This is a genomic window from Leptothrix cholodnii SP-6 (assembly GCF_000019785.1).
Lineage (GTDB): Bacteria > Pseudomonadota > Gammaproteobacteria > Burkholderiales > Burkholderiaceae_C > Sphaerotilus > Sphaerotilus cholodnii.
The window spans coordinates 3,991,402-4,013,939 of the sequence record NC_010524.1; the positions used below are offsets into that span (position 1 = coordinate 3,991,402).

Sequence of the window (22,538 nt, forward strand, 5' to 3'; positions counted from 1 at the left end):
GGCAGAAGAACGAGGGTTTGCCCGGGCACGTGGATTGCGTAGCCTGCCCACCATTCCCGATCTGAACCAATTCACGGAGCCCCCATGACGATGACGTTCACCCGACTCTCTCGGCGCCACCTGATCGCGCTCGGCCTGGCCGCCGCCACCCTGGCCCCCGGCCTGGCCGCCGCGCAGGCCAAGCTCAAGGTCGCCGCGATCTACACCGTGCCCTTCGAGCAGCAATGGGTCAGCCGCATCCACAAGGCGCTCAAGGCCGCCGAGGCGCGTGGCGAGATCGACTACAAGGCGAGCGAAAACGTCGCCAACGCCGACTACGAGCGCGTGATGCGCGAGTACGCCAACGGCGGCAATGCACTGATCGTCGGCGAGGTGTTCGGCGTCGAGGCCGCCGCACGCAAGGTGGCCAAGGACTTCCCGAAGGTGTCGTTCCTGATGGGCTCGTCGGGCAAGCCGCAGGCGCCCAACTTCTCGGTGTTCGACAACTACATCCAGGACCCGGCGTATCTGAGCGGCATGGTCGCCGGCGGCATGACCAAGTCCAACAAGATCGGCATGGTCGGCGGCTTCCCGATCCCCGAGGTCAATCGCCTGATGAACGCCTTCATGGCCGGCGCCAAGGAGGTGAACCCGAAGGTCGAGTTCACGGTGTCCTTCATCAACAGCTGGTTCGATCCGCCCAAGGCCAAGGAAGCCGCCTTCGCGATGATCGACAAGGGCGCCGACGTGATGTATGCCGAGCGTTTCGGCGTCAGCGACGCGGCACAGGAGCGCAAGGTGCTGGCGATCGGCAACGTCATCAACACGCAGGACAAGTACCCCGACACCGTGGTCGCCTCGGCGCTGTGGCACATGGAGCCCAGCATCGACCGCGCGCTCGGCCTGGTCAAGACCGGCAAGTTCACCGCCGAGGATTACGGGCCGTATTCGCTGATGAAGAACAAGGGCTCCGAACTGGCGCCGCTGGGCAGCTTCGAGAAGAAGGTGCCGGCCGACGTGGTGGCCAAGATGCGCGCCAAGGAGAAGGCGATCCTGGCCGGCACGTTCACGGTCAAGGTGGACGACTCGCAGCCCAAGTCCACGGCCAAGTGAGCGTCAGCGACGCATGACCCGAATGTCGGTACGAAGGGACACCGGACCGAGCGCCGGGCCGCCCCAAGCCGGTCCGGATCCCCTCGGGGGATCGGCCGACGTATCCGGCGGACGAGGGGCACCCGTCCTGCGGCTCCAGCACATCAGCAAGCGCTTTGGTACGCTGGTCGCCAACGACGACATCTCGCTCGAACTCGGGCGCGGCGAGGTGCTGGCGCTGCTGGGCGAAAACGGCGCCGGCAAGTCGACGCTGGTGTCGATCCTGTTCGGCCATTACATGGCCGACAGCGGCTCGATCGAGGTCTTCGGCCAGCCGCTGCCACCGGGCCAGCCGCGTGCGGCGCTGGCCGCGGGCATCGGCATGGTGCACCAGCATTTCACGCTGGCCGACAACCTGAGCGTGCTCGACAACGTCATGCTCGGCAGCGAACCGTGGTGGCAGCCGTGGTCGAGGCGTGATGCGGCGCGCACGCGGCTGCTGGAGGCGGCGCAGCGTTTCGGCCTGACGGTGCAGCCCGATGCGCGCGTGGGCAGCCTGTCGGTCGGCGAGCGCCAGCGGGTCGAGATCCTGAAGGCGCTGGTGCGCGGTGCACGCATCCTGATCCTCGATGAACCCACCGCGGTGCTGACGCCGCAGGAGAGCGAGGCGCTGTTCCACACGCTGGCGCAGATGGTGGCGCAGGGGCTGTCGATCATCTTCATCAGCCACAAGCTCGGCGAGGTGCTGCGGGTGTCGCAGCGCATCGCCGTGCTGCGCGCGGGCAAGCTGGTAGCGCAAGCCGCGGCCGGCGAGGTGACGCAGGCGCGGCTGGCGCTGTGGATGGTCGGCCATGCGATCGAGCTGCCGGCGCGCCGGCCGGCGCAGCAGGTGGGCGAGGCGCTGTGTGCGCTCGACCGCGTCTGCACCGCGGCCGGCGGGCGGGATCGGCTCGATCACGTCTCGCTGGAGTTGTGCAGCGGCGAGATCGTCGCCATCGCCGGTGTGTCGGGCAATGGCCAGGTGGCGCTGGCCGAGGTGTTGAGCGGCATGCGTGCGGCGAGCGCCGGCAGCGTGCGGTTTCTGGATGCCGACCTGTCGCGCAACCCGGCCGTGCTGGTCGAACAAGGGCTGGCGCGCATCCCCGAAGACCGCCACGCGGTGGGCGTGGTCGGCGACCTGCCGGTGTGGGAGAACGCGGTCAGCGAACGGCTGCGCAGCGGGGCGTTTTCGCGCCGGCTGCTGGGGCTGCGCTGGGTGCGGCGTGCGGCGGCCAAGGCGCATGCGCAAAGCATCCTCGACGATTTCGACGTGCGTGGCGCGGGGCCGCAATCGCCGGCCCGGGCGCTGTCGGGCGGCAACATGCAGAAGCTCATCCTCGGCCGGGCGCTGCGGGCGCCCGACGGCCGGCCGGCGCGGCTGATCGTCGCGCATCAGCCGACCTGGGGGCTGGACGTGGGCGCGGTCGCCTACGTGCAGCAGCAGCTGATCGCCGCACGCGATGCGGGCGCGGCGGTGCTGGTGATCTCGGACGATCTCGACGAGGTGCTGGCACTCGGCGACCGTGTGGCGGTGATGCACGCCGGCCAGCTCACCGCCGCCTTGCCCGGCGAACAGTGGACCCGCGAGACGCTGGGCCTGGCGATGGCAGGGGTCAACGTCGGGCACGGCCACGGCGCACCGGCGGTCGCGGCATGAGGATCCAGACATGAGACTCGAAAGACGCAGCCAGGCTTCCGCCGCGGCAATGCTGCTGGCGCCGGTGGGCGCCGTGCTGTTCACGCTGGCGATCAGCGCGCTGCTGGTGCTGTGGGCCGGCGCGCCGGTCGGGCGCACGTTTGCAGCGATGTTCGCGGGCGGCTTCGGCTCGGTGTTCGCGTGGAGCGAAACGCTGACGCGCGCCGTGCCGCTGATCCTGACCGGGCTGGCTGCCACGGTGGCGTTCAAGGCGCGGCTGTTCAACATCGGCGCCGAGGGGCAGCTCTACGGCGGCGCGCTGGCGGCGGTAGCGGTGGGCAGCCTGTTCGGCGAGAGCGGCTGGTGGTCGTCGAGCTGGCTGGTCTTCGTGTCGATGCTGATCGCCGCGGCGCTGGCCGGTGCGGCGCTGCTGCTGGGGCCCGTGCTGCTGAAGGTGCGGCTGGGCGTCGATGAAGTCGTCACCACGCTGCTGATGAACTTCATCGTGCTGCTGGCGGTGTCGGCGCTGCTCGACGGGCCGATGAAGGACCCGAGCGCGCTCGGCTGGCCGCAGAGCGTGGCGCTGCCCGCCGAGCTGGAACTGGCGCGGCCGATCGAGGGCACACGCCTGCACAGCGGCCTGTTCATGGCGACCGGCCTGGCCGGTGCGCTGTGGCTGATCTTCAAACACTCGGTGCTGGGTTTCGACATCCGCGCCACCGGCGCCAACGCCCGCGCCGCGGCGTTTGCCGGCGTGCCGGCGCTGCGCACCGCGGTGCTGGTGGCGCTGCTGTCGGGCGCATTGGCCGGGCTAGCCGGTGCGATCGAGGTGGCGGGCCGCGCCGGTTACGTCACGCTCGACATGTCGCCCGGCTTTGGCTACACCGGCATCGTCATCGCGATGCTGGCCGGACTGCATCCGCTGGGCGTGCTGGCGGCGAGCGTGTTCGTCGCCGGCGTGCTGGTCGGCGCCGACAGCATGAGCCGCGCGGTCGGCGTGCCGACCTACATCGCCGACGTGATCGTGGCGACCTCGCTGATCGCCGTGCTGGTGGCCACGCTGCTGACGCAATATCGTCTGCAACCGCGGCTGCGCACGGGCACCTCGACATGAGCGAGTTCATCGACATCTTCAGCCAGTGGTCGTTCTGGAGCGCGGTGCTGCGCATCGCCACGCCGCTGATCCTGGGCACGCTCGGCGTGCTGCTGTGCGAGCGCGCCGGGGTGCTGAACCTGGGCATCGAGGGCATCATGGTCGCGGGCGCGTTCAGCGGCTGGCTGGCGGTCTATTCGGGGATGGGCCTGTGGGCCGGTGTCGGCGTGGCGGCACTCACCGGCGCGGCCTTCGGCCTGCTGCACGCGGGGCTGACGGTGGGACTGGCGCTGTCGCAACATGTCTCGGGGCTCGGCATCACGATGCTGGCGACGGCGCTGAGCTACTACGGCTACCGGGTCGGTTTCCCCAAGGTCAGCACGCCGCCCACCATCACGCCGTTTGCCGAGATGAGCGGCATCGGCATCCCGGTGCTCGCCAGCCAGACGCCGCTCACGCTGCTGGCCTTGCTGCTGGTGCCGCTGCTGGCCTGGCTGCTGCAGCGCACGCCGGCCGGGCTGATGTTGCGCATGGTCGGCGAGAACCCGCAGGCGGCCGAAGGCCAGGGTGTGTCGGTGGCCTCCACGCGCACCGCGGCGATCGTGGCGGGCTCGGCGCTGATGGGCGTGGCGGGCTCGTTTCTCACGCTGGCTGCCTTCAACGCCTTCTTCTTCAACATGGTCAACGGCCGCGGCTGGGTCTGCGTGGCGCTGGTGGTGTTTGCCTCGTGGCGGCCGGGCAAGGCGCTGGCCGGCGCGCTGCTGTTCGCGGTGTTCGATGCGCTGCAGCTGCGGCTGCAGCAATCGGCTTCGAGTCTGCTGCCGTATCAGGTCTACCTGATGCTGCCGTATCTGCTGTCGATCGTGGCGCTGGTGGTGGTGGCGCGCAAGGCGGCCTATCCGCAGGCGCTGATGAAGCCCTATCGCAAGGGCGAGCGCTGAGGCCGGCATCGGGCTGATGCCGCGGCACTGCCGCTATGCTCGTGACCATGGCTTCTGTGTTCAATGCCTTCTGGCGCGCCGCCGCCTATTGCCTGCACCCGCGGCTGATCGTGCTGTCCTTGCTGCCGGTGCTGGTGGCCGGTGGCGCCGCCTTCGGGCTGGCGTATTTCTTCTGGGACGCAGCGGTCGACATCGTGCGCCTCGCGATCGACGGTTTCGTGCTCCTGGCCCCCGTCACCGGTTGGCTCAACGAGATCAGCGGCGGCGCCTTCCGCAGCCTGATCGGGCCGCTGGTGGTGGTGGCGCTGAGCGTGCCGGTGCTGCTGATCAGCGCGATGCTGCTGGTGTCGGCCTTCATGGGTTCGGTGATCGTCGACCTGGTGGCGCGGCGCCGCTTTCCGGATCTGGAGCGCCGCCGTGGCGGCTCGTGGTGGGGCTCGCTGGCCGGCTCGCTCGGCTACACGCTGCTCGCGGTGCTGCTGCTGCTGATCTCGATCCCGTTCTGGCTGATCCCGCCGCTGGTGCTGGTGCTGCCGCCGCTGATCTGGGGCTGGCTGAGCTTCAAGGTCATGAGCTACGACGCGCTGGCCGAACACGCCAGCCGCGAGGAGCGCCAGCAGCTGATGCGCGAGCACCGCTGGCCGCTGCTGGCGATCGGCCTGATCACCGGCTACCTGGGCGCGGCGCCGTCGCTGGTGTGGGCCACCGGCGCCATGATGCTGCCGATGATGCCGCTGCTGATGCCGGTCTTCGTCTGGCTCTACACGCTGGTGTTCGCCTTCGCCTGCGCCTGGTTCACCCACTACTGCCTGGCGGCACTGGCCCGGTTGCGGCACGACCGCCTGCCCGAGATCGTGCCGCCGGCCGTGCCCGTGGTGACCACGACACCACCGCCCAGGCTCGACACGAACCTCCCCTTCCCTCCTGCATGAAGACACGCGCATGAACTTCGGACTCATCATCATCGGCGACGAGATCCTGTCGGGCAAACGCCAGGACAAGCACCTGAGCAAGGTGATCGAGCTGCTCGGCGCCCGCGGCCTGAGCCTGGCCTGGGCGCAGTACCTCGGCGACGACCCGGCGCGCATCACCGCCGCGCTGCGCATCGCGTTTGCCAGCGGCGACGCGGTGTTCTCGTGCGGCGGCATCGGCGCCACGCCCGACGACCACACCCGCCAGTGCGCCGCCGCCGCACTCGACCGGCCGCTCGCCCTGCACCCGCAGGCGCGCGACCTGATCATGGAGCGCGTGCGCAAGCTGGCGATCGAGAAGGGCTGGTCCGACGATCCCGAGCATCCGGACACGGTGCACCGCCTCAACATGGGCGTGTTCCCCGAGGGAGCCGAAATCATTACCAACCCCTACAACCAGATCCCCGGCTTCTCGGTCGGCGAGGTGCATTTCGTGCCCGGATTCCCGGTCATGGCGCATCCGATGATCGAAGCCCTGCTCGACACCCGCTACGCGCACCTGCACGGCGCGCAGGTGCAGGAGGAGCGCTCGGTGATCGTCTACGGTGCGATGGAGGCCAGCCTGACGCCGCTGATGATCGACATCGAGGCGCGCTTCGGGGGCATCAAGGTCTTCAGCCTGCCCAGCGTCGACCACCCGGTGCACGGCCGCCACATCGAACTGGGCGTCAAGGGCCGCGGCACGGCACTGGCCGAGGCCTACGCGGCCTTGCTGGCAGGACTGACAGCCTTTGGCGCCCGAACGGGCCCCGAAATGGTGCGCTGAAGACGATCCAAAATGGTGCGAACAAACGCACCATGTTTGTGCAATTTCGCGTCATGAACCGGGTTCGGACCCGCGTCTCGAACCGCCTGCACCGCCCTCGGGCGACGGCACGATTTCTGCTAAATTGTTGTGCTTCCTGGGCCCAGGCCCTGGAACGAATACACACCCTCAACGCATTTACCGCATCCCGCTAGGAGCCCCCTGATGGCCAAGACCGTCGCCGACGTGATGAACATGGTGAAGGAAAACGAAGTCAAGTTCGTCGACTTCCGTTTCACCGACACCCGCGGCAAGGAACAGCACGTCACCGTGCCTGTTTCCCATTTCGATGAAGACAAGTTCACGTCGGGTCACGCCTTCGACGGTTCGTCGATCGCCGGCTGGAAGGGCATCGAAGCCTCGGACATGCAGCTCATGCCCGACCCGAACACGGCCAACATCGATCCGTTCTTCGAAGAGCCGACGATGATCCTGACCTGCGACGTGGTCGAGCCCGGTGACGGCAAGCCCTACGAGCGCGATCCGCGTTCGCTGGCCAAGCGCGCCGAGGCCTACATGAAGTCCACCGGCCTGGGCGACACCGCCTACTTCGGCCCGGAACCCGAGTTCTTCGTCTTCGACAGCGTGCGCTGGAACGCCGACATGTCGGGCTGCTTCGTCTCGATCGAGTCGGAAGAAGCCGCCTGGAACACCGGCAAGGACTACGAGCACGGCAACAAGGGCTTCCGCCCCGCCGTCAAGGGTGGCTACTTCCCCGTGCCGCCGGTCGACTCGTCGCAAGACATGCGCTCGGAGATGTGCCTGATCCTCGAATCGCTGGGCATCCCGGTCGAAGTGCATCACCACGAAGTGGCGACCGCCGGCCAGATGGAACTGGGCACCAAGTTCAGCACGCTGATCCAGCGCGCCGACTGGGTCCAGCTGCAGAAGTACGTGATCCACAACGTCGCGGCCGCCTACGGCAAGACCGCCACGTTCATGCCCAAGCCGATCGTCGGTGACAACGGCAGCGGCATGCACGTGCACCAGTCGGTCTGGAAGGACGGCAAGAACCTGTTCGCCGGTGACGGCTACGCCGGCCTGTCGGACTTCGCGCTGTACTACATCGGCGGCATCATCAAGCACGCCCGTGCGCTCAACGCCATCACCAACCCCGGCACCAACAGCTACAAGCGCCTGGTCCCCGGCTTCGAAGCCCCGGTGAAGCTGGCCTACTCGGCCAAGAACCGCTCGGCCTCGATCCGCATCCCGCACGTCGCCAATCCGAAGGGCCGCCGCGTCGAAGCGCGTTTCCCGGATCCGCTGATGAACCCGTACCTGGGTTTTGCCGCGCTGCTGATGGCCGGTCTGGACGGCGTGGAAAACAAGATCCATCCGGGCGAGCCCGCCTCGAAGGACCTGTACCACCTGCCGCCGGAAGAAGACGCGAAGATCCCGACCGTGTGCTCGAGCCTGGAACAGGCCCTCGAGTATCTGGACAAGGGCCGCAGCTTCCTGACCAAGGGTGGCGTGTTCACCGACTCGTACCTCGATGCCTACATCGAGCTGAAGATGCAGGAAGTCACGCGCATGCGCATGACCACGCACCCGATCGAGTTCGACATGTACTACACGCTGTGATCGGCAGGCGGCACCGCAAGGACGCCGCCTCCGTCGCCCAGCGAAAGACGGCCTGCGGGCCGTCTTTTTCGTTGCGGGGCCACACGCCAGCCCGGCGAGACGTTTGGGTGATACTGAAAGCCATGTCCCGATTCCCTCCTCCAGCGGCCGCCCTCCGGCCCGCATTCGCCTGCAGGATGGCGCTGGCGAGCGGCCTTCTGCTGCTGGCCGGCGCCGCCGCCCAGGCCCAGGACCGCATGGTCTATCGCTGTCCTGGCAATCTCTACACCGACCAGATCAGCAGCAAGGAAGCCGCCGAGCGCGGCTGCAAGACGCTCGAGGGCGCGCCCGTCACCGTGATCCAGAGCCGTCGCCCCGAGGCGCCGAAAGCGGCTGCCGCGGCCAGCGTCGGGGCGGCCAGCGGCGGCGCGTCGCGGCCGGCCGGCGAGACCCGGGTCGATCCGGCCGAGCAGCGCGCGCGCGACACCGACGCACGGCGCATCCTCGAGGCCGAACTGCGCAAGGAGGAAGAACGCCTGGCGCAGCTGCAGAAGGACGGTGGCGCGCTCGACGAACGCGGCCAGCCGCGCAGCGCCGACCGGCTGGCCGAGCTGAAGGCGGCGATCGCCCGAAAGGAAGCCGACGTGGCCGCCATCAAACGTGAAATCACCAAGCTGGGCAACCCATGAGTCTGTTGCGAGGCAACCCCTACGACGCCTTCGACCACCTCGCCACGATGGTGGCGGTGCTCAAGGCCGACGGCCGCTGCGTCTACGCCAACGCCGCCTTCGAGGCCGTGCTGGGCCTGCCGCGGCGGGCACTGCAGAAGTCGCGCATGTTCGACTGGTTCGTCGAGTCGCACCTGCTGCAGAGCACCTTCCGCGCGGTGGTCGACAACGAATACAGCACCGGCCGGCTCGAGGCGCTGCTGCGCCGCGCGCCCGGCAACAACGGCGATCCGCTGCCGGTGCATGCGATCGTCACGCAGATCGACCACGGCGAGCAGGTGCTGCTGGAGCTGGTCGAGATCGAGCAGCAGTCGCGCCAGGATCGCGAGACCCGCACGCTCGACCAGGTCCGCGTGACCAAGGAGCTGATCCGCAACCTGGCGCACGAGATCAAGAATCCGCTGGGCGGCATCCGCGGCGCGGCGCAACTGCTCGAGATGGAGCTCGACGACAAGTCGCTGACCGAATACACCCAGGTCATCATCCACGAGGCCGACCGCCTGCAGGCGCTGGTCGACCGGCTGCTGGCGCCGCACCGGCGCCCGCACATCGTCGCCGAGGTCAACATCCACGAGGTGCTGGAGCGCGTGCGCTCGCTGGTGCTGGCCGAGTTCTCGAAGGGGCTGGTGATCGTGCGCGACTACGACGCCTCGCTGCCCGAGTTCCGCGGCGACCGCGAGCAGCTGATCCAGGCGGTGCTCAACATCACCCACAACGCCGCGCTGGCGCTGACCCAGCGCCGCCAGGACGGCGACGCCCGCATCGTGCTGCGCACCCGCGCCGCCCGCCAGGTCACGATCGACCGCACCCGCTATCGACTGGCACTGGACTTGCATATCGAGGACAACGGACCCGGCGTGCCCGCCGAAATCCGCGATCGCATCTTCTTCCCGCTGGTCTCCGGCCGGGACGGTGGATCAGGCCTCGGATTGACGCTGGCACAGGACTTCATCCAGCAGCACCACGGCCTGATCGAGTGTGAAAGCGAAGCCGGGCGCACCGTGTTCAAGATACAGATTCCGCTGCCTTAGCCGGGCGCCTTCGTGCCCGGCGGTTGGCTCCGCACAGCCAGGACTGCCCAAGCATGAAACCCATCTGGATCGTTGACGACGACCAATCCATCCGCTTCGTTCTGGAGAAGGCACTGGCCCGCGAGGAGCTGCCGGTGCGCAGCTTCACCAATCCACGCGATGTGCTGCTCGCGCTCGAGGACGACTCGCCGCAGGTGCTGGTGAGCGACATCCGCATGCCCGGCGGCTCGGGCATCGACCTGCTGGCCAAGGTCAAGGAGCGCCACCCCGGCCTGCCGGTCATCATCATGACCGCCTACTCCGACCTCGACAGCGCCGTCTCGGCCTTCCAGGGCGGCGCCTTCGAGTACCTGCCCAAACCCTTCGACCTGCCGAAAGCGGTCGAGCTGATCCGCCGCGCGGTCGACGAGAGCCTGCGCGAGGAAAGTGTCGACGAGCACGTCACCGAAGTGCCCGAGATGCTCGGCCAGGCGCCGGCGATGCAGGACGTGTTCCGCGCCATCGGCCGTCTCAGCCAGAGCAACGTCACGGTGCTGATCACCGGCGAATCGGGCTCGGGCAAGGAGCTGGTGGCGCGCGCGCTGCACAAGCACAGCCAGCGCAGCGCCGGGCCGTTCGTGGCGATCAACACGGCGGCGATCCCGAAGGACCTGCTCGAGAGCGAACTGTTCGGCCACGAGCGCGGCGCCTTCACCGGCGCGCAGGCAACGCGGCGCGGCCGCTTCGAGCAGGCCGAAGGTGGCACGCTGTTCCTCGACGAGATCGGCGACATGCCGTTCGACCTGCAGACCCGCCTGCTGCGGGTGCTCAGCGATGGCCAGTTCTACCGCGTCGGCGGCCATTCGCCGCAGAAGGCCAGCGTGCGGGTGATTGCCGCGACCCACCAGAACCTCGAGGAGCGGGTGCGCGACGGCGCCTTCCGCGAAGACCTGTTCCACCGCCTCAACGTCATCCGCCTGCGCCTGCCGGCGCTGCGCGAACGGCGCGAGGACATCCCCGGGCTGGTCCGCCATTTCCTGCAGCGCAGCGCCAAGGATCTCGGCGGCGAGCCCAAGCGCCTGTCGGACGCGGCGATGGTCCTGATGGCGAATTTCGACTTCCCCGGCAACGTGCGCCAGCTCGAGAACATCTGCCACTGGCTGACCGTGATGGCGCCGGCCCAGGTGGTCGACCCGAAGGACCTGCCGCCCGAGGTGCTCGGCACCCTGCCGGCGATGGCGCCTGCGGGTGGCCACGGCCTGGTGTCGAGCCCTCCGATGCTGGCGCAACCGGGCAGCGGCAGCGCGGCGACCGAAGCGCCACGCAGCGCGCCGCCGGCGGTCGGCAGCAACTGGCTCGGCGACCTCGAACTCGAGGCCCGCGCCCTGCTCGACAGCGGCCAGCCCGACGTCTGGGATCACCTGACCCGGCTGTTCGAGGGCCGGCTGATCCAGACCGCGCTGGCGATCACCAAGGGCCGGCGCATCGAGGCGGCACACAAGCTCGGCATCGGCCGCAACACCATCACGCGCAAGATCCAGGAACTCGGCCTGGATTGATCCGCTGTGGCGATTGGCGCCCAAACGCGCAAATCCGGGGTCAGGCAGCCCCGCCCCTGCCCCAAGGTTGACCTGCCTCAAGCACCACGGGCCGCGATTGCAGGACATTGATTGAAACCCGGTTCGTCAGAACACGGAATTCCTCACCCAAACCTGCTGTCAACGCCGTGGAGACTCTGGACACCCTCACCGCCGCACCGCGGGCGCCGCGTGCAGTTCATCTGCCCAAACCGCGCCGGCGGCTGGCTGCCGCCCCGCCCGCGCCGGCCGATCCGGCACCCTGGCAGATCGCCATGGGCTCGCCGCCCCTGACCCCGGCCGAAATGGCCTTGCTGCTGCAACTGGCGCAGCGACACAGCGTGCATGCCGGCGACGTCGTGCTCGACCCCGGCGAGACCGCCCGTTCGCTGGTGCTGCTGCTGTCGGGCGACGTGGTGCTCGGTTCACGCGCCCACGACGGCGGCCTGCGCACCGAACGCAGCCTGGCCGGCCCGGCCTGGCTCGACGCCAGTTCGGCCTGGCTCGGCGAGCCCTACGCGATGGAGGCGCTGGCGCTGTCGGACGTCGTGATCGCCGAGATCCCGCTCGATGCGCTGAAGACGCACCTGACCACGCATCCGCAGCTGGCGCAGCGCTTCTGCGTCAACCTGGCGCGGCGCGTCAACGAGCTGACCGAAGCCTCGCGCAACCTGCTGCACAACGACGCCCCGGCGCGTTTTGCCCGCTGGCTGCTGCAGCGCTGCCCCGGCACGCTCGATCACTGCGAGCTGCGCCTGCAGGAGCGCAAGCGCGACATCGCCCAGCAGCTGGCGATGACACCCGAGACGCTGTCGCGCCTGATGCGCAGCTTCGAGTCGCGTGGCGTGGTCAGCGTGCGCGGCTACAACCTCAGCGTGCACGACCTGCCGGCGCTGCGCGCACTGGCGGGCGACGACGCCTGACACGGCCGATCGACCGCAGCCCGGCCGCCGTGCCCGCGCCACGGCTTCAGGCCACGCCGTGCGAGCGCAACCAGGCCTGGCAGCGCTGCCAGCCGTCGTCGGCCGCATCCTTGCGGTAGCTCGGCCGGTAGTCGGCATGAAAGGCATGCGGCGCGTCCGGGTAGATCACGAAGCGTGACGCCGTCGCCGCGGCCGGCCCGCCCGACAAGGCGGCCTTCATCTTGTCGACCGTGTCGAGCGGGATGCCGCTGTCCTGCCCGCCGTAGAGGCCGAGCACCGGCGCCTTCAGGTCGCCCGCCAGGTCGAGCGGATGGCGCGGCGTCAAGGCGCTCGGCGCGCCCACCAGCCGTCCGTACCAGGCCACGCCGGCCTTCACCGTCGGGTTGTGCGCGCTGTACAGCCAGGTGATGCGCCCGCCCCAGCAGAAGCCGGTGATCGCCAGGCGCGAGGTGTCGCCGCCGTGCGTGCGCGCCCAGGCCACGGTGGCGTCGAGATCGGCCATCACCTGCGCGTCGGGCACCTGGCTGATGACCTCGGCGATCAGCCTGGCGATCTCGCCGTAGCTGCCGGCATCGCCCTGGCGCACGAACAGCTCGGGCGCGATGGCCAGGTAGCCAAGCTTGGCAAAGCGCCGGGCCACGTCGGCGATGTGCTCGTGCACGCCGAAGATCTCGCTCACCACCAGCACCACCGGCAGGTTGCTGCGGCCGGCCGGCGCGGCGCGGTAGGCCGGCATCTTGAAGCCGGCGACGTCGATCGTGACCTCGCCGACCTCGAGCCCGACGGCATCGGTGCGGATCTCGGTCTGCGCCACCACCGGCAGCACCGCGGCGGCAAATCCGCTGCCCAGGGCCGCACGCAGGAAACCGCGCCTGCCGCGGTCCGAATCAGGGGCTGGCGAAGTGCGGGCTTGCGGCAATCCGGTGTCGAGCATCAGTCGTCCCCATTCGGCAAAGTCCCGATTCTAGGCAGGCAGGCCCAGGCGCGCCGGGCTTGCGACATGCCGGCGCCGACGATCACGACGTCGCAGTCCATCGATCCACGGGGCCGAACCGGGCCGGGATCTCCTGCGGGTTCATCGGGACAGGCTCTCGTTCAGGACCAGCTCACGGCCGCAGCGAACAGATAGCCGGCGCCGTAGACGGTCTTGATGAGGGTGGGGTGTTGCGGGTCGGGCTCGAGCTTGCGGCGCAGGCGCGAGATGCGCACGTCGATGCTGCGGTCCAGCGGCGAGAGGTCGCGCGAGCCGACCAGCTGCTCGCGGGTCAGGATCTGGTGCGGGCGTTCGACGAACACGCGCAGCACCTGGGTCTCGGCGGTGCCCAGCAGGTGTTCGGCGCCGTCGGCCGCGCGCAGCACGTTGGCGGCGCAGTCGAGCGTCCAGCCCAGGAAGCTGGCGTAGCGGCGCTGCGGCGCGCCGCAGCCCGCGCCGGGTGCCGTGCGGCGGCGCAGGATGCTGCGCACCCGCGCCACCAGCTCGCGCGGCTCGAAAGGCTTGACCATGTAGTCGTCGCCACCGAGTTCCAGCCCCATCACGCGGTCGACCGTGTGGCCGCGGCCGGTCAGGATCAGCACGCCGGAATTGCCCATGGCGCCGATCTCGCGCACCAGCGCCATGCCGTCCATGTCGGGCAGGCCGAGGTCGACGATGAACAGCTCGGGCCGTTCGGTCTGCAGCCGGCGCAGCACGGCGGCGCCGCTGCGGAAGGTCTCGGTGAGGAAACCGAACTCGTGCAGGGCGTGCACCACCAGGCGGGCGACGTCGTCGTCGTCCTCGATCACGTAGACCAGCGCGGTCATGTGCGCCTCACTCGCGCGGTTCGCGCAAGGCCGCCGCCAGCTCGGCGGCGCTGAAGGGTTTGCGCAACAAGGGCAGATCGCCGGCTTCGGCGCGCGCCGGGGCGTGGCCGCTCATCAGCAGCACCCGCGGCACGTGGTGCAGGTCGCGGGCCTCGCGGGCCAGGTCGCGGCCGTCGACACCGCCGGGCATCACCACGTCGGTCAACAGCAAGGTGATGCCAGGCGCATGCGCGAGCATCTGGCGCGCCTCGGCGCCGTTGCCGGCCTCCAGCACCGCATAGCCCAGCGCGAGCAGGTTGTGGCGCACCACCTGGCGCACCGCAGCATCGTCTTCGACCAGCAGCGCCAGGCCCTGCGGCTGCGCGCCCGGCGGCAACTCGGCTGGCACGTCGAGGGCTTCGTCGTCAGGCGCATCGGTCGCCGGCAGCCAGATCGAGATCGTCGTGCCGCGGTCGGGTGCGCTTTCGACGTCGATCGCACCGCCCGACTGGTTAACGAAGCCGTAGACCATCGCCATGCCGAGCCCGGTGCCCGATCCTGGCGGCTTGGTGGTGAAAAAGGGGTCGAACAGGCGGGAGCGCGTCGCCTCGTCCATGCCGCAGCCGTCGTCGCTCACATCGATGCGCACGTAGCGTCCGGGCGCCAGTCCACGGTCGCCGGCGGCATCGGGCAGCAGCTCGGCGGCGCTGGCGCGGATCGACACCCGGCCGTTGCCCGCGGTGGCATCGCGGGCATTGAGCAGCAGGTTGAGCAACGCGGTCTCGAGTTCGGCCGGGTCGATCCAGATCCACAGCCCGGATTGCGCCTGCACCTCGATCTGCAAACTCTCCGGCAGCGAGCGGCGTACCAGCCGTGCGACGTCGATCAAGGCCTGGTGGACATTCACCGCCACCGCCGCGAGCGGCTGCTGGCGCGCAAAGCTCAGCAGGCGCCGGATCAGCTCGGCGCCACGCCGCGCGGCCTGCAGCGCCGGGGCGACGAACTCGGCGGTGTCGGCGGTGTCACGTCGCTGCTCGGTCAGGATGCCGAGGTTGCCGATGATCACGGTCAGCAGGTTGTTGAAGTCGTGCGCCAGCCCTCCGGTGAGCTGGCCCAGCGCCTCCATCTTCTGCGCCCGCAGCACCAGCTCCTGCGCACGCAGGTGTTCGGTGTTGTCGAAGGTGAGCTCGAAACAGCCGGCCACCTGGCCGTCGGCGCCGATGTCGGGGATCAGCGAGGTGTGCACGCGGATGCGCGAGCCGTCGATGCGCGTGAGTTCGTAGTCGAAGCTCGCCGGCTGGCCCGAGAAGGCCTGCGCCACGTGGCCCTTGATGCCTTCGTAAGTCGAAGCGCCCAGGAATTCGCGTGCGCTGATCGCCGCCGGCCGGGCCGGGTCGAGCCCGAACCACTCCTGGTAGCCGCGGTTCACGTAGCGGTAGCAGCGTGTGCGGTCGACATAGGCCACCAGTGCCGGGATCGAGTCGGTGATCAGGCGCAGCTGCGCCTCGCTGTGGCGCAGCGCGGCGGTGCGCTCGGCCACGCGGGCCTCGAGCAGCGCGGCGTGTTCGCGGATCTGCCGCTCGGCCGCCTTCTGCGCCGTAATGTCCGAATACAGCGTGACGAAGCCGATGCCCGGCACCGGCACGCCACGCACCCGCAGCACCTGGCCGTTGGGGCGGGTGCGTTCGATCTCGTGCGGGGTGAAGCGGCGTGCCGCGGCCATGCGCTCGGCCACGTAGGCCGGCGCGTCGCCGGGGCCGTATTCGCCGCGCGCGGCGTTGTAGCGCATGAAGCTCTCGAACGGCGCACCGACGAAGACCATCTCGCGCGGGAAATCGAGCAGCCGGATGAAGGCCTCGTTCCAGGCGACGAAACGCAGATCGCCGTCGATCAGCGTGAAGCCCTGGTCGATCAGGTCGAGCCCGGCCTGCAGCGACTCGTGGCGTTTGAGCCGATCACTCGCGGCGTCGGGGATCGTGGCAGTCAAGGGCGGCTCCGCATCGGGTTGGCGCGACCATTCTAGGAGGGGGGTGCGGGCCGCAGCGGTGCTGCAAACATTCGTCACATTGGCTCGCAACTGGTGAAAAAGTCATGCCCGATGCTTGCCTCCCATGTCGCCGCCCGGGCATCGAGAAGGCCCGGTCGACGCGACACCACGAGGAGACAACCATGTCGCGGATCCATCCGTACGACGTCGGCCTGGAGCGCAATCCGGCCAACTTCGTCGCACTTTCACCCCTGAGCTTCATCGAGCGCGCCGCAGCGGTCTATCCGCAACGCGTTGCCGTGATCCATGGCGAGCTGCGCCAGACCTGGGCGCAGACCTTCGAACGCTGCCGCCGCCTGGCCAGCGCGCTGCGGCAGGCGGGCGTCGGCCGGGGCGACACCGTGGCGGCCATGCTGCCCAATGTGCCGGCGATGTTCGAGGCCCATTTCGGCGTGCCCGCCACCGGCGCGGTGCTCAACACGCTCAACACCCGGCTCGACGCCGAGGCCATCGCCTTCATGCTGCAGCACGGCGAGGCCAAGGTGCTGCTCACCGACCGCGAATTTGCCGGCGTGATCGAGCCGGCGCTGGCGCTGCTGGGCGAACACCGCCCGCTGGTGATCGAGGTCGAGGACGAACTGGCCCCGGCCGGCAAGGCGCTGGGCGAGATCGGCTACGAGGCCTTCCTGGCCGGCGGCGACGCGGCCCAGGCCTGGACCCTGCCCGACGACGAGTGGGACGCGATCGCGCTCAACTACACCTCGGGCACCACCGGCAACCCCAAGGGCGTGGTCACCCACCACCGCGGCGCCTACCTCAACGCCGCCAGCAACGTGATCGGCTGGAGCCTGCCGCAGCACCCCACCTATCTGTGGACGCTGCCGATGTTCCACTGCAACGGCTGGTGCTTCCCGTGGACGATGGCGCTGGTGGCCGGCACCAGCGTGTGCCTGCGCCGCGTCGACCCGGCACTGATCTACACGCTGATCCGCGCACACCGGGTCACGCACCTGTGCGGCGCGCCGATCGTCTACAGCATGCTGATCCACGCACCGGCCGCGCTGCGCGAAGGCATCACGCACACCGTCAACGGCCTGATCGCCGGGGCTGCACCGCCGGCCGCCGTGATCGAAGGCTGCGAGGCCGCCGGCATCAACCTGACCCACGTCTACGGCCTGACCGAGGTCTACGGCCCGGCGGCGGTGTGCGCCAAGCAGGAAAGCTGGGATGCGCTGCCACTGGCCGAGCGCGCCATGCTCAACAGCCGCCAGGGCGTGCCGTATCCGCTGCAGCAGGCGGTGGCCGTGCTCGACCCGGCAACGATGCAGCCGGTGCCCGCCGACGGCGTCACCATGGGCGAGATCTTCTTTCGCGGCAATGTCGTGATGAAGGGCTACCTGAAGAACCCGGACGCCACCGCCGAAGCCTTTGCCGGCGGCTGGTTCCACACCGGCGACCTGGCCGTGCTGCACCCTGACGGCTACGTCAAGATCAAGGATCGCAGCAAGGACATCATCATCTCCGGCGGCGAGAACATCAGCTCGCTCGAGGTCGAGGACACGCTGCATCGCCACCCGGCCGTGATGCTGGCCGCCGTGGTGGCCCAGCCCGACGCCAAGTGGGGCGAGGTGCCTTGTGCCTTCATCGAGCTCAAGCCCGGCATGCAGGTCAGCGAGGCCGAGCTGATCGACTTCTGCCGCAGCCACCTGGCGCGATTCAAGGTGCCCAAGCGCATCGTCTTTTCCGAACTGCCCAAGACCTCGACCGGCAAGCTGCAGAAGTTCGTGCTGCGCGGCCAGGCCCAGTCGGCCAGCGCGATCGAGTGAGGTCGTCGACATGACTCAAGACCTGATCCTCGAAACGCGCGGCCTGACGAAGGAGTTCAAGGGCTTCGCCGCCGTCTCCGACGTCAATCTGCGGGTGCAGCGCGGCCACATCCACGCGCTGATCGGCCCCAACGGTGCGGGCAAGACGACCGTCTTCAACCTGCTGACCAAGTTCCTGCAGCCCAGCCGCGGCACGATCACCTTCAACGGCCACGACATCAGCCACGAGGAGCCGGCGCAGATCGCCCGGCGCGGCGTGATCCGCTCGTTCCAGATCTCGGCCACCTTCGGCCACATGACGGCGATGGAAAACGTGCGCGTGGCGCTGCAGCGCAAGCTCGGCACCTCGTTCCACTTCTGGCGGCCCGAGGCCAGCCTGCACGGGCTCAATGCCCGTGCGCTGGAACTGCTCGAAGCGGTCGACCTCGCCAGCTATGCCCGCACGCTGGCCGCCGAGATGCCCTACGGCCGCAAGCGTGCACTCGAGATCGCCACCACGCTGGCGCTCGACCCCGAGCTGATGCTGCTCGACGAGCCCACCCAGGGCATGGGCCACGAGGACGTCGACCGCGTGGTCGAGCTGATCCGCAAGGTCTCGGCCAACCGCACCGTGCTGATGGTCGAGCACAACCTGTCGGTGGTCGAGACGCTGAGCGACCGCATCACCGTGCTGCAACGTGGCCAGATCCTCGCCGAAGGCGGCTACGCCGAGGTCTCGCAGGACCCGCGGGTGCTCGAAGCCTATGTGGGAGTCGAAGCATGAGCGGAGCAGGCTACAAGAACGAGATGCTGCGGATCTCGGATCTGCACGCCTTCTACGGCGAAAGCCACATCCTGCACGGCATCGACCTGCAGGTGAACGAGGGCGAGCTGGTCACGCTGCTGGGCCGCAACGGCTCGGGGCGTTCGACCACGCTGAAGGCCGTCATGGGCCTGGTCGGGCGCCGCACCGGCTCGGTGATGTTCAACGGCAACGAGGTCACCGCCCTGGCGCCGCACCGCATCGCCCGCCTGGGTGTCGGTTATTGCCCCGAAGAGCGCGGCATCTTCGCCGGCCTGTCGACCGAAGAGAACCTGATGCTGGCGCCCGAGGTGCGCAGCGGCGGCATGACGGTCGAGGAGATCTACCAGGTCTTCCCCAACCTGCACGAGCGCCGCCACAGCCCCGGCACACGGCTGTCCGGCGGCGAACAGCAGATGCTGGCGATGGCGCGCATCCTGCGCACCGGTGCCCGCCTGCTGCTGCTCGACGAGATCACCGAAGGCCTGGCGCCAGTGATCGTCAAGAAGCTCGGCGAGGTCATCCGGCTGCTCAAGACCCGCGGCTACACCATCGTGCTGGTCGAGCAGAACTTCCGGTTCGCCGCGCCGCTGGCCGACCGCCACTACGTGCTCGAACACGGCCGCATCGTCGCCACGGTGCAGAAAGACGAATTGGCCGACAAGACCGAGATGCTGCACCAGCTGCTCGGCGTCTAGCGACACCCTGCCCGTTTCACTTCTCTCACCCGTTCTTCAGGAGACATCCATGACCTTCAAGACCCTCACGCTGGCCGCCGCGCTGGCCGCCGCCTTTGCCCCGGCCCAGGCGCAGATCTCCGACAACCTCGTGCGCATCGGCGTGCTGACCGATCTGTCGGGCGTCTATTCCGATGTGGCCGGCAAGGGCACCGTGATCGCCACGCAGATGGCGATCGACGACTTCGTCGCCAAGGAGAAACCGGCCTTCAAGATCGAGTCGATCTCGGCCGACCACCAGAACAAGGGCGACGTGGCCGCCAACAAGGCCCGCGAATGGTTCGAGCGCGAGAAGATCGACGTGGTCTCCGAGCTGGTGACCACCTCGGTGGCGCTGGCGGTGCAGAAGATCGCCAAGGAGAAGAACAAGGTGGTACTGGTTTCGGGCGCAGCCTCGACCCGTGTCACCAACGAAGACTGCAACGACGTCACGGTGCACTGGACCTACGACACCTACGCGGTCGCCAACGGCACCGCCAAGGCCGTCACCAAGGCCGGCGGCAAGAAGTGGTTCTTCCTGACCGCCGACTACGCATTCGGCCACTCGCTGGAGAAGGACGCCATCGATGTCGTCAAGGCCAACGGCGGCGAGGTGATGGGCACGGTGCGTCACCCGTTCCCGGGTTCGGACTTCTCTTCCTTCCTGCTCAAGGCGCAGTCGTCGGGCGCGCAGATCATCGGCCTGGCCAATGCAGGCGGCGACACCATCAACTCGATCAAGCAGGCCGCCGAATTCGGCGTCACGCCCAAGCAGCAGCTCGCCGGCCTGTTGATGTTCATCAGCGACGTGCATTCGCTGGGCCTGAAGACCACGCAGTCGATGTACCTCACCGAAGGTTTCTACTGGAACCTCAACGACGACACCCGGGCCTGGTCCAAGCGCTTCTTCGAGCAGGCCAAGCGCATGCCGACGATGGTGCAGGCCGGCCAGTATTCATCGGTGATGCACTACCTGAAGGCGGTCAAGGCGGCCGGTACCGACGACACCGCAAAGGTGATGGCGCAGATGAAGAAGACCCCCGTCAACGACTTCTTCGCCAAGGGCGGCACGATCCGCGAAGACGGCCGCATGGTGCACGACATGTACCTGCTGCAGGTCAAGAAGCCGGCCGAGTCGACCACGCCCTGGGACTACTACAAGGTGGTGGCCACGATCCCCGCGGCCGAGGCCTTCCAGCCGCTCGCGGCTTCGAAGTGCGCGCTGGTCAAGAAGCCTTCCTGACGCGAAAGCACGGCGATGGAACTCTTCGGCATCCCCAGCAAGGCGCTGTTCGGCCAGCTGCTGCTCGGGCTCATCAACGGCTCGTTCTACGCCGTGCTGAGCCTGGGTCTGGCTGTGATCTTCGGCCTGCTCAACATCATCAACTTCTCCCACGGCGCGCTCTACATGGTGGGCGCCTTCGTGGCCCTGCTGGGCCTGAACCACCTGGGCATGAGCTACTGGACGGCGCTGCTGGTGGCGCCGGCGCTGGTGGGCGCGCTGGGCATGCTGATCGAGCGCACGATGCTCAAGCACCTGTACAAGCTCGATCACCTCTACGGCCTGCTGCTGACCTTCGGGCTGGCGCTGATCGGCGAGGGGCTGTTCCGCTACTACTTCGGTGTGTCGGGCGAGTCGTACCCGGTGCCCGAGCAGTTGCAGGGCGGTGTCGACCTGGGTTTCATCTTCCTGCCGCTCTACCGCGGCTGGGTGGTGCTGGCCTCGCTGGCGGTCTGCACGGCCACCTGGTACCTGATCGAGCGCACGTCGCTGGGCGCCACGCTGCGCGCCGCCACCCAGCGGCCTGATCTGGTGCAGGCGCTGGGCATCAACGTGCCGCTGATGGTCACGTTGACCTACGGCGCCGGCGTGGCGCTGGCGGCCTTTGCCGGCGTGCTGGCGGCGCCCGTGATCCAGGTCAATCCGGTGATGGGCTCGAACCTGATCATCGTGGTGTTCGCGGTGGTGGTGATCGGCGGCATGGGCTCGATCGCCGGCTCGATCATCACCGGCCTGGGGCTGGGCGTGATCGAGGGCCTGACCAAAGTGATCTACCCGGAGGCCTCGGCGGTCGTGATCTTCGTGATCATGATCGTGGTGCTGCTGTTCCGTCCCGCCGGCCTGTTCGGCAAGCAGGCGTGAAGGAGCCCTGTCCATGAAACTCATCCGACTGAACGCGGGCTGGCTGGCGCTGCTCGCGCTGGCCCTGGTGGCCCCCTTCGTGTTCTATCCCACCTTCCTGATGAAGGTGCTGTGTTTCGCGCTGTTCGCCTCGGCCTTCAATCTGCTGCTCGGCTTTGCCGGCCTGCTGTCGTTCGGCCATGCGGCCTTCTTCGGTGGTGCGGCCTATGTCTGCGCGGCGCTCAGCAAGAACTACGGCCTCACGCCCGAGCTCGCGGTGCTGGCCGGCGCAGCGGTGGCCGCCGTGCTGGGCCTGGGCGTGGGGGCGCTGTCGATCCGCCGCTCGGGCATCTACATGACGATGATCACGCTGGCGCTGGCACAGCTGGTCTTCTTCCTGGCGGTGCAGCTGCCCTTCACCGGCGGCGAGGACGGCCTGCAGGGGGTGCCACGCGGCAAGCTGTTCGGCCTGATCGACCTGAACGACAACATCGCGATGTACTTCTTCGTGCTGGCGGTGTTCGTGGCGGGCTTCTGGCTGATCCGGCGCACCGTGAGTTCACCGTTCGGCCAGGTGCTCAAGGCGATCCGCGAGAACGAGCCGCGGGCGATCTCGCTCGGCTACGACGTGGCGCGCTACAAGCTGCTGGCCTTCGTGCTGTCGGCCGCGCTGGCCGGCGTGGCCGGCGGGCTCAAGTCGCTGGTCTTCCAGCTGGCCTCGCTGACCGACGTGCACTGGCACATGTCCGGTGAAGTGGTGCTGATGACGCTGCTCGGCGGCCTGGGCACGATCGCCGGCCCGGCGGTGGGCGCGCTCACCATCGTCACGCTCGAGAACGAGCTGGCCGACAAGGTCGGCAGCTGGGTCACCGTGATCATGGGCGTGATCTTCGTCGTCTGCGTGCTGGCCTTCCGGCGTGGCCTGGTCGGCGAAATCCTGGCCCTGCGCGGCCGCCGTTCCGGTTCCTGAATC

Annotated in this window: 20 protein-coding genes; 17 read left to right on the forward strand and 3 right to left on the reverse strand. The window is 68.7% G+C overall.

Features of this window, described 5'->3' with window-relative positions; all coding sequences use genetic code 11:
* Positions 1–84 precede the first annotated feature (84 nt).
* The 11 genes from LCHO_RS17795 to LCHO_RS17845 all read left to right on the forward strand — a co-directional run bounded on the left by LCHO_RS17795 (position 85) and on the right by LCHO_RS17845 (position 12,354).
* Positions 85–1,092 (forward strand): BMP family protein, encoded by a 1,008-nt coding sequence (locus LCHO_RS17795; RefSeq protein WP_012348576.1) that lies wholly within the window; start codon positions 85–87, stop codon positions 1,090–1,092.
* Between the two features lie 22 nt (positions 1,093–1,114).
* Positions 1,115–2,767 carry an ABC transporter ATP-binding protein gene (locus tag LCHO_RS17800; RefSeq protein WP_012348577.1) on the forward strand — a complete coding sequence of 551 codons (1,653 nt, stop codon included), beginning with the start codon at positions 1,115–1,117 and terminating at the stop codon, positions 2,765–2,767.
* 10 nt (positions 2,768–2,777) lie between these two features.
* On the forward strand, positions 2,778–3,860 hold the full coding sequence (locus LCHO_RS17805) for an ABC transporter permease (protein ID WP_012348578.1): 1,083 nt from the start codon (positions 2,778–2,780) through the stop codon (positions 3,858–3,860).
* On the forward strand, positions 3,857–4,780 hold the full coding sequence (locus LCHO_RS17810) for an ABC transporter permease (protein ID WP_012348579.1): 924 nt from the start codon (positions 3,857–3,859) through the stop codon (positions 4,778–4,780). The genes LCHO_RS17805 and LCHO_RS17810 overlap by 4 nt, the downstream gene beginning before the upstream one ends.
* 47 nt (positions 4,781–4,827) lie before the next feature.
* The gene (locus LCHO_RS17815; protein WP_043705786.1) at positions 4,828–5,712 is read left to right on the forward strand and encodes an EI24 domain-containing protein; all 885 of its coding nucleotides are present in this window, start codon (positions 4,828–4,830) and stop codon (positions 5,710–5,712) included.
* A gap of 10 nt (positions 5,713–5,722) precedes the next feature.
* On the forward strand, positions 5,723–6,517 hold the full coding sequence (locus LCHO_RS17820) for a competence/damage-inducible protein A (protein ID WP_012348581.1): 795 nt from the start codon (positions 5,723–5,725) through the stop codon (positions 6,515–6,517).
* 204 nt (positions 6,518–6,721) lie between these two features.
* Positions 6,722–8,137: a type I glutamate--ammonia ligase gene (gene glnA, locus LCHO_RS17825; protein ID WP_012348582.1), complete on the forward strand. Its 1,416-nt coding sequence runs from the start codon at positions 6,722–6,724 to the stop codon at positions 8,135–8,137.
* Between the two features lie 176 nt (positions 8,138–8,313).
* Complete coding sequence (locus LCHO_RS17830) at positions 8,314–8,805, forward strand: hypothetical protein (protein WP_012348583.1); 492 nt, start codon at positions 8,314–8,316, stop codon at positions 8,803–8,805.
* Positions 8,802–9,875, forward strand: a complete 1,074-nt coding sequence (glnL, locus tag LCHO_RS17835) for a nitrogen regulation protein NR(II) (protein ID WP_012348584.1) — start codon at positions 8,802–8,804, stop codon at positions 9,873–9,875. Before LCHO_RS17830 ends, glnL begins: the two co-directional genes overlap by 4 nt.
* A 53-nt stretch (positions 9,876–9,928) precedes the next feature.
* On the forward strand, positions 9,929–11,413 hold the full coding sequence (gene ntrC / locus LCHO_RS17840; protein WP_012348585.1) for a nitrogen regulation protein NR(I): 1,485 nt from the start codon (positions 9,929–9,931) through the stop codon (positions 11,411–11,413).
* Positions 11,414–11,580: 167 nt separating this feature from the next.
* Positions 11,581–12,354 (forward strand): Crp/Fnr family transcriptional regulator, encoded by a 774-nt coding sequence (locus LCHO_RS17845; protein WP_223210464.1) that lies wholly within the window; start codon positions 11,581–11,583, stop codon positions 12,352–12,354.
* Positions 12,355–12,400: 46 nt separating this feature from the next.
* On the opposite strand, the gene LCHO_RS17850 is transcribed toward LCHO_RS17845, so the two are convergent.
* From LCHO_RS17850 to LCHO_RS17860, 3 genes are all read right to left on the reverse strand, one after another.
* Positions 12,401–13,288, reverse strand: a complete 888-nt coding sequence (locus LCHO_RS17850) for a dienelactone hydrolase family protein (protein WP_012348587.1) — start codon at positions 13,286–13,288, stop codon at positions 12,401–12,403.
* A 161-nt stretch (positions 13,289–13,449) separates the two neighbouring features.
* Complete coding sequence (locus LCHO_RS17855; RefSeq protein WP_012348589.1) at positions 13,450–14,154, reverse strand: response regulator; 705 nt, start codon at positions 14,152–14,154, stop codon at positions 13,450–13,452.
* Between the two features lie 7 nt (positions 14,155–14,161).
* Positions 14,162–16,120 carry a PAS-domain containing protein gene (locus LCHO_RS17860; RefSeq protein ID WP_012348590.1) on the reverse strand — a complete coding sequence of 653 codons (1,959 nt, stop codon included), beginning with the start codon at positions 16,118–16,120 and terminating at the stop codon, positions 14,162–14,164.
* A 182-nt stretch (positions 16,121–16,302) separates the two neighbouring features.
* Here LCHO_RS17860 and LCHO_RS17865 point away from each other — a divergent pair, with 182 nt between their 5' ends.
* The 6 genes from LCHO_RS17865 to LCHO_RS17890 are packed head-to-tail and all read left to right on the forward strand — an operon-like array spanning position 16,303 to position 22,535.
* Positions 16,303–17,946 carry an acyl-CoA synthetase gene (locus tag LCHO_RS17865; RefSeq protein WP_012348591.1) on the forward strand — a complete coding sequence of 548 codons (1,644 nt, stop codon included), beginning with the start codon at positions 16,303–16,305 and terminating at the stop codon, positions 17,944–17,946.
* A 10-nt stretch (positions 17,947–17,956) separates the two neighbouring features.
* Positions 17,957–18,709, forward strand: coding sequence for an ABC transporter ATP-binding protein (locus tag LCHO_RS17870; RefSeq protein WP_012348592.1), 753 nt, complete (start codon positions 17,957–17,959; stop codon positions 18,707–18,709).
* Entirely contained in the window at positions 18,706–19,425 is a 720-nt protein-coding gene (locus tag LCHO_RS17875) for an ABC transporter ATP-binding protein (protein WP_012348593.1), read from the forward strand. Before LCHO_RS17870 ends, LCHO_RS17875 begins: the two co-directional genes overlap by 4 nt.
* Before the next feature lie 49 nt (positions 19,426–19,474).
* On the forward strand, positions 19,475–20,686 hold the full coding sequence (locus LCHO_RS17880; protein WP_012348594.1) for an ABC transporter substrate-binding protein: 1,212 nt from the start codon (positions 19,475–19,477) through the stop codon (positions 20,684–20,686).
* A gap of 15 nt (positions 20,687–20,701) precedes the next feature.
* Positions 20,702–21,586 (forward strand): branched-chain amino acid ABC transporter permease, encoded by an 885-nt coding sequence (locus LCHO_RS17885; protein ID WP_012348595.1) that lies wholly within the window; start codon positions 20,702–20,704, stop codon positions 21,584–21,586.
* 13 nt (positions 21,587–21,599) lie between these two features.
* A complete protein-coding gene (locus LCHO_RS17890; RefSeq protein WP_012348596.1) occupies positions 21,600–22,535 on the forward strand; it encodes a branched-chain amino acid ABC transporter permease in 936 nt (311 codons plus the stop codon).
* Positions 22,536–22,538 lie beyond the last annotated feature (3 nt).

What these genes read in the sequence shown, in the direction of transcription:
- LCHO_RS17795 (WP_012348576.1), top strand. Translation starts at nt 85, where the DNA reads ATGACGATGACGTTCACCCGACTCTCTCGGCGCCACCTGATCGCGCTC.
- LCHO_RS17800 (WP_012348577.1), top strand. Translation starts at nt 1,115, where the DNA reads ATGTCGGTACGAAGGGACACCGGACCGAGCGCCGGGCCGCCCCAAGCC.
- LCHO_RS17805 (WP_012348578.1), top strand. Translation starts at nt 2,778, where the DNA reads ATGAGACTCGAAAGACGCAGCCAGGCTTCCGCCGCGGCAATGCTGCTG.
- LCHO_RS17810 (WP_012348579.1), top strand. Translation starts at nt 3,857, where the DNA reads ATGAGCGAGTTCATCGACATCTTCAGCCAGTGGTCGTTCTGGAGCGCG.
- LCHO_RS17815 (WP_043705786.1), top strand. Translation starts at nt 4,828, where the DNA reads ATGGCTTCTGTGTTCAATGCCTTCTGGCGCGCCGCCGCCTATTGCCTG.
- LCHO_RS17820 (WP_012348581.1), top strand. Translation starts at nt 5,723, where the DNA reads ATGAACTTCGGACTCATCATCATCGGCGACGAGATCCTGTCGGGCAAA.
- glnA (WP_012348582.1), top strand. Translation starts at nt 6,722, where the DNA reads ATGGCCAAGACCGTCGCCGACGTGATGAACATGGTGAAGGAAAACGAA.
- LCHO_RS17830 (WP_012348583.1), top strand. Translation starts at nt 8,314, where the DNA reads ATGGCGCTGGCGAGCGGCCTTCTGCTGCTGGCCGGCGCCGCCGCCCAG.
- glnL (WP_012348584.1), top strand. Translation starts at nt 8,802, where the DNA reads ATGAGTCTGTTGCGAGGCAACCCCTACGACGCCTTCGACCACCTCGCC.
- ntrC (WP_012348585.1), top strand. Translation starts at nt 9,929, where the DNA reads ATGAAACCCATCTGGATCGTTGACGACGACCAATCCATCCGCTTCGTT.
- LCHO_RS17850 (WP_012348587.1), bottom strand. Translation starts at nt 13,288, where the DNA reads ATGCTCGACACCGGATTGCCGCAAGCCCGCACTTCGCCAGCCCCTGAT.
- LCHO_RS17855 (WP_012348589.1), bottom strand. Translation starts at nt 14,154, where the DNA reads ATGACCGCGCTGGTCTACGTGATCGAGGACGACGACGACGTCGCCCGC.
- LCHO_RS17865 (WP_012348591.1), top strand. Translation starts at nt 16,303, where the DNA reads ATGTCGCGGATCCATCCGTACGACGTCGGCCTGGAGCGCAATCCGGCC.
- LCHO_RS17870 (WP_012348592.1), top strand. Translation starts at nt 17,957, where the DNA reads ATGACTCAAGACCTGATCCTCGAAACGCGCGGCCTGACGAAGGAGTTC.
- LCHO_RS17875 (WP_012348593.1), top strand. Translation starts at nt 18,706, where the DNA reads ATGAGCGGAGCAGGCTACAAGAACGAGATGCTGCGGATCTCGGATCTG.
- LCHO_RS17880 (WP_012348594.1), top strand. Translation starts at nt 19,475, where the DNA reads ATGACCTTCAAGACCCTCACGCTGGCCGCCGCGCTGGCCGCCGCCTTT.
- LCHO_RS17885 (WP_012348595.1), top strand. Translation starts at nt 20,702, where the DNA reads ATGGAACTCTTCGGCATCCCCAGCAAGGCGCTGTTCGGCCAGCTGCTG.
- LCHO_RS17890 (WP_012348596.1), top strand. Translation starts at nt 21,600, where the DNA reads ATGAAACTCATCCGACTGAACGCGGGCTGGCTGGCGCTGCTCGCGCTG.